Below are 10558 nucleotides of genomic sequence, written 5' to 3'. Positions count from 1 at the left end.
CACCTTTTCCACGCGGAACAGATGCTCAGGGACGTCATCGAAGGCGCAGACGACCACGACGTCACCTGGGTTCAGCTCCAACTCAGTCATCGTCGCCTCCGTGCTTCCATGTCCAGAGGACCGCCAGCAGAACGAGCGCTGAGACAGCGGGATGAGACCGAGCGACCACCCAGAGCATCGTCGTCAGGACAGCCTTGGGCGGTGGGTGCAAAAGAAAACCCCCGACGAGAACGCCGAGGGCAGACAGGTACTTCATGGATCAAACTCCTGCAGTTGCTTCTTTATTTAGATGCAGGAAGTTGCTCGGTTTCTGGGGAGGGAAGGCGTGAGTGATGCCCGCTGGCTTGTTTGCACCCGACACCTGCGTTAGCGTGAATGATCCAAGGCGAATACTGGGTGAGGCCAGAGCAGGTCCATTGCACAGGGTTGAGTTGTCAACGATTTCGCAGGGTAAGAAAATGGCCGATACTGAATGCAACTATCAACGGATCGTCTCGGTTGAGGAAGTCAGGTGCGCCCTTGAAGAGGCGCAGTGCCAGCAATGTGGCATCACCACCAATGAGTTAATATCACGCGGGGAGTTGCTCGAGATCTGCGGTGAGGAACTTTGCTCCGATATCTCAACGGGTAAGAAAACGTTCATCACGATTGCACTATGCCCAAGTTGTCATGCACGGGCTCATCAGGACGCCGAGAAAAAGCATAAACCCTGCCAGATAAAGGCTCGGTGGAGTCGAGAGGGCCTCACGTAAGGAGTTGTCGGGGGATCTGCGCTTTGCTTTCTTTTTGCCGAAGCGGACGTTGGTTGAGGGCTGGCTGAATGGCCGGGGTGCGGACAAAGCCGACATTTGAGCGCCGTTTGAACCACCGCAAAGTCTTTTCACAGCATCAACTTATACCGATCCGCAGTTTGCACCCCTAGTCTCATCTGCTCTTCAGGTTCCGTGTCACAATACTCATGCTGGCGGGGGACACACAACTTCGATCAGAGATGGCCCGTCGCTGGAGAGACCGGCAGAGAGCGCCTTCGCAAAGCTGTCCATGTCATCTGCGCGTGTCCCAGGAACACCGTGGCCTTTCGCTAGAGATACCCAGTCCAGTGCCGGGTTCTCCACGTCAAACATAGCCTGAGCATTCTGACCATAGCTCGCCACGCCGACGTTTGTGAGTTCATCGCGCAGAATTTGATAACCGCGGTTTGCAAAAACAATCACCGTGACGTCGAGATTTTCCCGCGCCATGGTCCACAGTGATTGTAGAGTGTACATGGCCGACCCATCCCCAGTCAGGGCTATAACCTTTCGGTCCGGACAGGCGGTGGCCGCACCCGTTGCGCAAGGCAAACACAGCCCAATCGCTCCGCCTGTGCCAGCGAGTAGATCATGTGGTCGAGCGGTGGCTGTCGGTGGAATGACGTGAAACCCGGACGTAACGGATTCATTGCAGATTATCGCGTTTTCCGGGATCAGTGCTGCCAACGCCAAACCAACTTTTTCGAGGGTCAACTGCCCGCTGGGAACGTCAGGCAGATCGAGCAAATGGGCTTCTGCCACCGTTTTGCTTGTGACCCCGACCGCGTCGGCGAGCGCTTGAAGCGTCCACTCGATATCATCTGAGGGCGTACACAAGTCGGTAATGGGGCAATACGGAGGTTCGGGTACGCTTGGTTTCCCGGGATAGGCAAAGAAGGCGACTGGCCTGTCAGTGCCAAGCAGAGTGATCGAAGACGTTGCTTCAAGCTGAGCGATCTTGGGCGATATCGGATAGACCAGTTGGTCTAGCTTTGCTGTTCCTGCGCCTTTGGAAATGCGCGGTATCAGAGTATCGGCCAACAACCGGCACCCCGTCGCGGCGGCAATTTGTCCAGCTAGTTCACGCTGCGGTCCAAACAGGGCTGATCCGCCAATCATCAGCGCGGCGTTCGGCGTCACAAGACGGGCTGCCGCGGCCTCTATCTCGCCTATTGACGGTCGATGGAGTCTTTCCCTGTTGTCCAAACGGTTTGCCGCTGCGTTCGCTTCGTTCCAAGCTGTGTCGGCAGGCAGGACAAGGGTCGCGATCTGGCCGTTTTGCGCGCGGGCTGCTTGAACTGCCGCTGCTCCATCCGTAGCCACGTCGGTGGCATTGGATGACACACGCGTCCAATGACTGACCGCTTGGCTGATACCGAGGATGTCTCCTTTCAAAGGGCTTTCATAACGAAGGTGATGAGTTGCGTGATCTCCCACGACGTTCACGATCCCGGACCCGGCTTTCCATGCGTTGTGCAGATTGGCAAATGCGTTGCCAAAGCCAGGCGCAAGATGCAGCAGCGTGCCGGCTACATCACGTTTCATGCGAAAATACCCATCCGCCGCACCCGTCGTTCCTCCTTCGAACAGGCAAAGAATGCAATTCATCTCCTGGTGTTCATCCAAGGCAGCGACAAAGTGCATTTCAGAAGTGCCGGGATTTGCGAAGACTGTATCCACGCCATTGTTCAAAAGAGTTTTTACGAGTGATTGAGCGCCGTTCATTTTAACCCTAGCCTGATTTCAAGCGATCATTTGATGACAATGCTCGCACGAAAAGACCTTCTTTCTGAACATATTTTCCTCTCGACACTACACTTTACGACGCATGGCACCGCAACCGCTCGCGACGTGGAGCAGTCACCGGACTTAAAACCGTGCCTTTTGGCGGGGCCAGAACTTAGAGCGAAAGCATTCAAACACTTGGTGAGATAGACACCGCGCGAGCACGCCCGCTTTGGGCTCTAACCAGTCCTTCTCTGCACTAGACATGAACGTCCGCTCTGCCCCATCAGCACCAGCGACCAGTCTTCAGCACCCGGAATCGATCGTCAGCGGTCGTCTCAGCGCCGGTGGACGGTCCTCTAGCGGATGTCACGTCAGCGGCCTCCCTAGCAGCCAAAATGCCCTGTGCTTACCCTAGAAATGCCCCCGAAATCGCCCCAGTTCCGGCCGCCGGTTGGAAAAGCCGATAACAATCATCGGAGGGCAAGGATTCCTACCACCCCAGCCAGTTCATCAGGACATGGAACGACAGCAGGCACTGGGGAGCTGAATCCTTCCAGAAGCGCCACCTTTTATTGTCGGCAAAGCTCGATAAAACCTCCGGCTCAATCCTTGCCAACAAAGGCAAGGCAGCACCAAACCAACAGACCTGTTAGTGATCGGAAATTTGTTACCCTTCGGGCGCATCCAAAGTTTCGCCGTAGGTTCAAGCGATACTGTCAGGCTAAAAAGCGTCCCGACGAACTGAAACTGGTTTTTATCCTAAGTGGCAATTCGCGTTTTTCGTCGCTGCATCAGGACGCAATTGAGAAAATTTTTGACAGAGTGTATCTGCAAAATGATATAGTAAAACGTGAATATTTATTAACACAACGCTTCTTGCGTGTTCAATAATCTTGAATTGGGAGGTTCATATGCTTGGGCGCTATGCTTGTTTGTTGACTTTGTTAGGTGTTCCGCTGAGTGCATGGGCCGACGCCATACCCACGAAAGAGGCCGCCGAAGGGACCTTTGCGGAACGACCGTTTTCCCCATATGCCAACCGCTCGTTCCCTGAACGGCCACTTTGGGGGGATACACATTTGCACACCGGCCTGTCGCTAGATGCAGGTGCCTTTGGAAATACACTGCTGCCTGATGAAGCCTGGCGGTTTGCAAAGGGTGAACAAGTCATTTCCTCGACAGGTCAGCCGGTAAGGTTGGCACGGCCACTAGATTGGATGGTTCTGACCGATCATACCGACCTGATGGGATTTGCGCCCGACCTGCAGGCCGGAAAGCCCGGCGTGATTTCCGATCCGAAAGGACTGGAATGGTACGAAGGATACAAAGCCGGAGGAGAAGAAGCCGGAAAAACCGCCTTCGACATCATCACCAATTTCTCGCAGATGACCCTGCCCGAAATCCTCCTAGAGTCGTACAGCCCCGGCGCTGACGCATTTGCATTTACCTGGGAGAACATCGTTCTGGCGGCAGAAAGACATAATGATCCCGGCACCTTTACAGCCTTTATTGGGTTTGAATGGACCTCGGTACCCAAGGGGTTCAATCTACATCGGAATGTCATGCTGCGCGACGGGCCAATTCGGGCGCTTCAAATGGTGCCACCAGTGACGCAGCCGCCTTATGGGAATACCGACCCAAAAGCGCTCTATTCGTGGTTAGAGGAGTATCAGGCGAAAACTGGCGGCCGCGCTGTCGCCTTTGCCCACAACGGAAATTTGTCCAATGGCTGGATGTTCCCAACCGAAGACACCTATCACGGCGGCAAGGTTGATGAGGAATACGTGAAGGCTCGCGCAAAATGGGAGCCCCACTATGAAGTCACCCAGATCAAGGGCGACGGTGAAGCGCACCCGTTCCTAAGCCCGGATGATGAGTTCGCCGATTATGAGAACTGGGACGTCGGAAATCTGGATATCACCGAACTAAAAACAGACGATATGCTGGCCGGTGAATACGCCAGAGAGGCGCTGAAGCGCGGCTTGTTGCTGGAAGAGAAGTTCGGCGTGAACCCCTATAAGTTCGGAATGGGTGGAGCCACCGACAGCCATACTTCACTAGCGACCGCCGAAGAGGACAATTTTTTCGGTAAATCCGTCAGTGTCGAACCGTCAGCGGAACGGATCAAGCATCCCTTTATAGCCAATGATTTGGGCGAGATTCCCGGTGATCTTCTTGTGGCCTCGGGATATACAGCCGTCTGGGCCACTGAAAACACGCGCGCAGCGATCTTCGATGCATTCAAGCGGCGCGAGACCTATGCCACCACCGGCCCTCGGATCGGCCTGCGGTTCTTTGGCGGATGGGCGTTCGACGATTCCGATATCGAAACCCGCTTCCTTGCTGATGTCGGCTATACCAAGGGTGTTCCGATGGGGTCGGACCTTAGACCGCGCGAAGGCGACACGGCGCCCTCTTTCCTGATTGCAGCACTGCGCGATCCAATCGGCGCCAATCTGGACCGGGCCCAGGTAATCAAGGGTTGGCTGGATTCCGAAGGAGAGCTGCACGAGAAAGTCTATGATGTCGTATGGTCGGATGACCGGACCGCAGATGACAGCGGCAAGATACCTGCCGTTGGAAACACGGTGGATATCGACACGGCAAGCTGGACTAACACGATCGGATCAGCTGAACTGGTAACTGTCTGGACTGATCCGGACTTCGACCCGGATGTTCGGTCATTCTACTATGTTCGCGCCATCGAAATTCCGACGCCACGCTGGGTGTTGTATGATAAAGTTCGCTTTGGAACTGATCTGCCAGAAAACGCCCAGTTGACCCATCAGGAGCGGGCGTATTCTTCACCAATCTGGTACACACCTAGCGAATGACCAAGTTTGGCTGAGTTTCTTGAATCAAGGGCAGAAATTTCTGCACCACAAGCATTTTTGACGCTTGGAATGGGCAGCGGCGCGGTTGCCAAGCCCATTTGTAAGGGTCGCCTAACCGATGCCGGACAACAGTTTAAGTAAGGTTGCCTATGCGGGTAATGAGAGAGCCTCTATTCCATTTCATTCTGATTGGAATAGCTATCTTTGGCTGGTTTTATTGGGTGTCTCCGGAAGAGGATACAGCCGAGGACGTCGAAACGATCACGATTGGCGCGGAAGACGTCGCCCTACTGGCCACACGATTTGAACAAAGGCGAAAACGGGCACCCGACGACGCCGAACTACAGGTGTTGATAGGCGCTTTGGTCCGGGAAGAGGTGCTTGTGCGCGAAGCAAGAAAGCTTGGATTGGATCGTGGCGATCAGGTGATCCGGGCGCGGCTTGTGCAAAAGATGGACTTCCTGACCGGGGCCATAGCGTCGTCTGTGACGCCAGAAGACGCCGTACTGCTATCCTATCTCGCGGATAATTCGACCCGCTTCGAAACCCCTTCCATGATCGCGTTCGATCAGGTTTTTTTGGGTGAATCCCCTGAACAGAGCCAGATCGCCCAGACCCTGTCTGCGTTGAATGCCAAAGAGGATTGGTCAAGCCTTGGCATCTCTTCTCTTTTGCTCAGTACGATGCCGTTGTCAGCAATGAATGTGGTAGACGCCACCTTTGGCCGCGGGTTTTCTGCCGTTATCCAAGATTTGGAGCCAATGGTTTGGTCCGGTCCGGTACAATCGGGGTATGGGCTGCATTTTGTCCGGGTTACCGCGTCTGAGGCCGGCCAGGTACCGCCCCTGGAAGCAATTCGCGATGCTGTGTTGCGGGAGTGGCGCCGCGAAACTGGTGAAAAACTGACACAAGCCCAATACGAGAGCTTTGCCGCTGGATACCAAGTGGAAATGCCACCTGACCACGAGGCTGGTCAGTGAAGCTGTGCCTGTACATCTTGTTCGCACTCTGGCTTTGCTGTGTACCGCAGCGCGGAAACGCACACGCGCTTGACCCGGGGTTTCTGGACCTTCGCCAATTGGGTCCGGAAACATGGCAAATCCTCTGGCGCGTTCCGGATGTGAATGGTCAGCCCATGGAAATTGATGCTGTCTTACCCGGACAATGTTCTCCGGCGCGCAGTACCGGTCTGACCGCAGACGATGTCGCTTGGGTATCCACTTGGGTTGCAGAATGCGATGTCCCGTTGGCGGGTCAGATCGTTTCTATCGAGGGGTTAGGCCGACAGCGAAATGATGTTCTGTTACGCATACAACCTTTGAACGGTGCAACCAAAACCATGCGGTTCACGCCCGACACAACGGCACTGACGATCCCGGAAAGCCCCTCCACCTGGTCGACTATGAGCACCTATTTCTGGTTAGGTTTTCAACACATCCTGGAAGGCGTCGACCACCTTTTGTTTGTCTTTGCCTTGTTCATACTCGTGCGCGACCCGTGGCGATTGGTGGGGGCAATAACCGCTTTCACCGTAGCTCATTCTCTGACGCTGGCGATGGCAACCCTGGGGGTTCTGCGGGTCCCTTCTGGGCCTGTCGAAGCGATAATCGCGCTATCCATCGTTTTTTTGGCCCTTGAAATACTAAAACGCAAAGAAGGGAAGATCAGATTGGCGGAACAATACCCATGGATCGTCAGCTTCTGCTTTGGCCTGTTACACGGTCTGGGCTTTGCTGGCGCTCTGTCCGAAATTGGGTTGCCCGCTCAGGATATTCCGGCGGCGCTGCTTGCGTTTAATCTTGGTGTCGAAGGAGGCCAGCTGGCGTTTATTGCGGCACTATCCTTAGCGGTGTTTATCTGGCGAATGTTGGCTCCGGCGGCAAGTTCGCGCCTGCACATGATAGCGTCGCCAACCACCGGCTACGTGATCGGCGCGGTGTCAATCTATTGGCTTGTCGAACGCATCAGTGGCTTTTGACACCTGGAATTTGCGGGGCATTTTGACGTTTCTTTTCGGGCCAGAACTCATCCACCACGATGTATGCGGCGATCACAAAGAATGCCGCACTCGCAACTTGCAAAACGCGGACAATGCTTTTGACATCTGCCTCGTCCGAAAAAGGTGCGATTGATCCGCCATAGACAATCAGGGTCGTTGTAATAGCAGATCCGGCAGCTGCGGCCAAAGGCGTTTGGGTTTTGCCAAGCGCCCCTAGGGTCAGGCAAAAGAAAAAGCACAGCAATATGGGTGTCAAAATGACCGGTGCGATGACATTCGCTTCATAACAAACGATCGACACCGCCGCGCCCAGCAGGTTGGCCGTCAACATCGCCTTGGCTACGGCTTTGCCTGCTGCAGGCATTGCAGCAAGTTGTTGGCTGAGAAGTGCGACAAAGAACAGGACAAGCAGCGCTGAAGCACCCCACACAAAGAAAACCAAGGCGAATGGAACGGTGACAAGTGACATGCGGACAATGCGCCGATGGGGATCGAAATCCTGAGCCACTGCAGCTTTTTGCTGGGCAGCTGTCGGTGGTTCAGCAGGTATGAGCACAAACATCATCGTTGCTGCAAACCCGGCGAACAGCAGGTTCAGAGGAATCCAAAACACCAAGACCAATGCCAGATCCTGTGACTGAAGCACAAGGTTTGGGATCATCAATGCTCCCATTAGGGCAATAACACCGGGCAAAACCCCAGCACCGGAAACGGACCAAGTGAACGACAGAATGATTCCAATGGCCACGAGGATCAGAAACACAACAGGATATGGGGCAAAAACTGACGACAGCAGAAAGGATAGGAACATCAGCCCAATCGAGAACACGAACAGCTTGCCAAAGGCTGCCAAGGGCAACGCAGCAGGGGCTTGCAAAAACAGAGCTGTAAACACCGCCCCCACCACAGCAAGCGGCCACCCCAGAAGTAAACCCACCGAAAAAACACCGGTTACGCCCAGCGCAAGGCGAACAACGGCTTGGCGGTCGTCAGTACGCATAGGACAGAATGGAAACCACGCGGATGTAGGTTCGACCCACGAGGTTCAGGAACCCATTGTCGCTGAGATACATAATCACGTCGGCCTGCCCGTTGAGCTGAAAGCGCAGATCGTCTTCGGCGCTTCCGGCCTCATAACCCGGCAACACGATCCGAACGGGGAATCTTTCTGGTTCACGCAGAAACCCTTTGGTACTAGGCGGGCTTGCCAATTGGCCAGGCTCATCGCCACCACTCAAAGATACAGCCGCGCTAAAGCTCTCAATGACACCTGGAATGATTTGACCGGGGTGCATATCCAATACGACATCAACAGGAGAACCCAACTCTGCCCGACCTAAGTTGTTTTCAGTAAAATACGCCTCGATCCAAACGTCGGTTGCATCTAGGAACGTCAAAAGATCCTGACCGGACCGTGCATATGTACCAGGGGCGATCAATAGATTGGATATGACACCCGTCGCCGGGGCACGCAGTTCAGTCCATTCGATGTTTAGCTCTGCATCTGCCAAGGCTGCCAATGCGCGCTGAATTTTTGGGTTTTCTATTCCTTCTTCGCCCAACCTCTGCTTTGCTTTTTCCAAATCCGCTCTGGCATTCTCATAATTGGCCTCTGACTCTGTCAGTTGACCTCGGGCATCATCGGCTTTTGAAACGGCGATCAAGCCTTTTTTTTCCAACGCAAACACACGCTCTGTTTGAAGACGCATCGTATCAAGATCGCTCTGGGCCCGCGCCAATTTAGCTTGCGCGGCCCTCACCTCTGCCGAGGATGCACCGACCTCCTGCGTAGCCGCTTCTAGATCAGCTTCCGCCTTGTCGCGTTGGATTTGGTAGGGCCTGGGGTCAATCCGAACCAGAACATCACCTGCCGAGACGACCTGTCCATTCTCAACAAGAACTTCGGTCACTGTACCCGTGACCTGTGGAACGATCTGGGTCGCAATGGCCTTTACTCTGGCATTACCGGTAAACGGCGTTTTTCGGTCAGCGACAAGGTACCAGACAAGGAAAACAAGAATGACGGCCAAGGTGGTCCAAATCGTCTTTCTCATTCCGCCGCTCCTTCAGCCGCGCTTTCGGCTTTTTCGGGCGCATCGATCCAGACCTTGAACAGTTCATAGAAAACGGCGAACAGAACAGGGCCCATAAAAATACCGATCAAGCCATACGCCATCATGCCACCGAGAACACCAATAAGGATAACCAGCATGGGAGTTTCGAGGCCCTTTGAGATGAATACAGGTCTCAAGAAGCTGTCCATTATCGCCACGGGAACGGCCAGTACGGTGAAGATCAACGCTGTGCCACCGGACATGGTGCTCCAGGCGTAGATGACTACTGGAAGCAGAACCAAGCCGGGGCCGATCTGGATAATCGAGAGGATTAGGCAAATGAACGCCAGCGTTGCGGCCGAGCCAATCCCGAACAGCGCCAACAATACCCAAACAACGACCGCCTGAATCGCAGCAACGCCAATCACACCCTTTGTCACATTGCGGATTGTCGCGCCGGCCAGTGTCACGAACTCGCCACCGCGAGGCGCAAAGATACGGTTGGCAAAACGCTGAAGGCCTTGCACCAGGCTTGGACCGGGGCTGAACAAGGCCCCCATGATCAAAACGGACAGGGCCAGCGCCAAGAGCCCAAGCCCGATGCTTAACACCCTTCCGAACAGTGATTTGGTAATCTCAAGAATCTGCGCGCCGTATTTTGCAAGTGCGCCATCGAGGTTTCGTTCAAACAAGCCCCAGACTTCAGCAATCTTGTTTCCAACCAGCGGAAGCTCTCGTAGGCCATCGGGTGCCGGTGGGACTTTAAGCTCGCCTTTGTCTGCTTGTTCCGCAAATTCAGACCCAAGTTCCGCCGCTCCGGATACAGCAGTAGCGACCGGCCCCAAAGTCAGAACGAGACCCAACAATACCAGTATAGTCGTGGCAAGTTTCTTCCGCCCGCCCAACTTGGACTGCAACCAATCGAAAACTGGGTACAGCGCTACGCATAGAATCGTAGCCCAGATGACCACGCTCGCCAGTGGGGCCACCATCGCCAAAGCGCTATAAAGGAATAGCCCTAGAAATAGTAACCTAATTGCGAGATCGACGATCCTCGCATCCTGAGTCTTTTCCATACCATCCCTCCAACATTTGTTTTTTGATCATTATACTCAAAAAACTTAATATATAAATTTTAAAAATTTCGAGTAG

Annotated in this window: 8 protein-coding genes; 3 read left to right on the top strand and 5 right to left on the bottom strand. The window is 54.3% G+C overall.

Annotation, left to right across the window (positions count from 1 at the left end):
• Positions 1-82: 82 nt before the first annotated feature.
• Together ABWV79_RS10050 and ABWV79_RS10045 are read right to left on the bottom strand one after the other, a co-directional pair.
• A complete protein-coding gene (locus tag ABWV79_RS10050; protein ID WP_353391691.1) occupies positions 83-256 on the bottom strand; it encodes a hypothetical protein in 174 nt (57 codons plus the stop codon).
• Positions 257-956: 700 nt separating this feature from the next.
• Complete coding sequence (locus tag ABWV79_RS10045; protein ID WP_353391689.1) at positions 957-2516, bottom strand: acetolactate synthase large subunit; 1560 nt, start codon at positions 2514-2516, stop codon at positions 957-959.
• Positions 2517-3430: 914 nt separating this feature from the next.
• Between ABWV79_RS10045 and ABWV79_RS10040 the strand changes: the two genes are divergently transcribed.
• The 3 genes from ABWV79_RS10040 (at position 3431) to ABWV79_RS10030 (ending at position 7331) form a co-directional block, all read left to right on the top strand.
• On the top strand, positions 3431-5353 hold the full coding sequence (locus ABWV79_RS10040; protein WP_170356178.1) for a DUF3604 domain-containing protein: 1923 nt from the start codon (positions 3431-3433) through the stop codon (positions 5351-5353).
• A gap of 158 nt (positions 5354-5511) precedes the next feature.
• The gene (locus ABWV79_RS10035; protein WP_353391686.1) at positions 5512-6333 is read left to right on the top strand and encodes a peptidylprolyl isomerase; all 822 of its coding nucleotides are present in this window, start codon (positions 5512-5514) and stop codon (positions 6331-6333) included.
• A complete protein-coding gene (locus tag ABWV79_RS10030; protein WP_353391684.1) occupies positions 6330-7331 on the top strand; it encodes a HupE/UreJ family protein in 1002 nt (333 codons plus the stop codon). Before ABWV79_RS10035 ends, ABWV79_RS10030 begins: the two co-directional genes overlap by 4 nt.
• Here the strand turns inward: ABWV79_RS10030 and ABWV79_RS10025 are convergent.
• From ABWV79_RS10025 to ABWV79_RS10015, 3 genes are read right to left on the bottom strand one after another with little or no spacing between them, the layout of a single operon-like run.
• Entirely contained in the window at positions 7318-8352 is a 1035-nt protein-coding gene (locus ABWV79_RS10025; RefSeq protein ID WP_353391682.1) for a DUF2955 domain-containing protein, read from the bottom strand. The two genes, ABWV79_RS10030 and ABWV79_RS10025, sit on opposite strands and share 14 nt — an antisense overlap.
• Positions 8342-9406 carry an HlyD family secretion protein gene (locus tag ABWV79_RS10020; protein ID WP_353391681.1) on the bottom strand — a complete coding sequence of 355 codons (1065 nt, stop codon included), beginning with the start codon at positions 9404-9406 and terminating at the stop codon, positions 8342-8344. Before ABWV79_RS10020 ends, ABWV79_RS10025 begins: the two co-directional genes overlap by 11 nt.
• Positions 9403-10482 (bottom strand): AI-2E family transporter, encoded by a 1080-nt coding sequence (locus ABWV79_RS10015; protein ID WP_170356174.1) that lies wholly within the window; start codon positions 10480-10482, stop codon positions 9403-9405. Before ABWV79_RS10015 ends, ABWV79_RS10020 begins: the two co-directional genes overlap by 4 nt.
• Between the last annotated feature and the right edge of the window lie 76 nt (positions 10483-10558).

It is taken from the genome of Ruegeria sp. HU-ET01832, from assembly GCF_040371315.1.
Taxonomy (GTDB): Bacteria; Pseudomonadota; Alphaproteobacteria; order Rhodobacterales; family Rhodobacteraceae; genus Ruegeria; species Ruegeria lacuscaerulensis_A.
This window is presented reverse-complemented; position numbering and strand designations above follow the sequence as displayed.

Excerpts from the sequence above, each read along its gene's own strand:
- ABWV79_RS10020 (WP_353391681.1), bottom strand. The coding sequence starts at position 9,406 with ATGAGAAAGACGATTTGGACCACCTTGGCCGTCATTCTTGTTTTCCTT.
- ABWV79_RS10015 (WP_170356174.1), bottom strand. The coding sequence starts at position 10,482 with ATGGAAAAGACTCAGGATGCGAGGATCGTCGATCTCGCAATTAGGTTA.
- ABWV79_RS10035 (WP_353391686.1), top strand. The coding sequence starts at position 5,512 with ATGAGAGAGCCTCTATTCCATTTCATTCTGATTGGAATAGCTATCTTT.
- ABWV79_RS10025 (WP_353391682.1), bottom strand. The coding sequence starts at position 8,352 with ATGCGTACTGACGACCGCCAAGCCGTTGTTCGCCTTGCGCTGGGCGTA.
- ABWV79_RS10040 (WP_170356178.1), top strand. The coding sequence starts at position 3,431 with ATGCTTGGGCGCTATGCTTGTTTGTTGACTTTGTTAGGTGTTCCGCTG.
- ABWV79_RS10050 (WP_353391691.1), bottom strand. The coding sequence starts at position 256 with ATGAAGTACCTGTCTGCCCTCGGCGTTCTCGTCGGGGGTTTTCTTTTG.
- ABWV79_RS10045 (WP_353391689.1), bottom strand. The coding sequence starts at position 2,516 with ATGAACGGCGCTCAATCACTCGTAAAAACTCTTTTGAACAATGGCGTG.